The following is a 384-nucleotide window of genomic DNA, read 5'->3' as shown; positions in this document are numbered from 1 at the left end:
CGACCCTCCCAAAGGGAGGGTGATGATAATCGCCTAGCAATATAACAACTTAGAACCTGCACAACCCGCTTCAGGGAAGGTGGAGTGGATTCACTCGTCCGTTGCAGATGTTTCCATGGCCATTTCCGCTTCGGTTTCGTTGTTTGGCCGAATCGCTTCAAAGTACTTGCGGACGGTCTCTCTGTGGCCCATTGGAAGCGGTTCAGAGTTCAGAACCGCCTCGGCTTCTCGTTTGAACTTGTTGTACTTGGCCTGATATTGGCGGACGGCGTTTTGTTCGCCTTCGGGAGCTTGCAGGATCTCGGTTTCGCTAGGGCCTTCAGACTGTTGGCCGGTTAGCATTTCCTCGTTTCGAACGCTGTCAATTTTGGTGGCTTGATCGCC

1 pseudogene is annotated in these 384 nt (G+C 52.9%); it reads right to left on the bottom strand.

What is annotated here, in order from left to right:
- Positions 1–90: 90 nt before the first annotated feature.
- Positions 91–384 (bottom strand): annotated as a pseudogene (locus B2R17_RS17510) (hypothetical protein); the annotation flags it as partial.

It is taken from the genome of Rhodopirellula sp. UBA1907 (genome assembly GCF_002337565.1).
GTDB classification, from domain to species: Bacteria; Planctomycetota; Planctomycetia; order Pirellulales; family Pirellulaceae; genus Rhodopirellula; species Rhodopirellula europaea.
The sequence above is the reverse complement of the archived record's forward strand: the minus strand, read 5'-3'. Positions and strand labels throughout refer to the sequence as shown.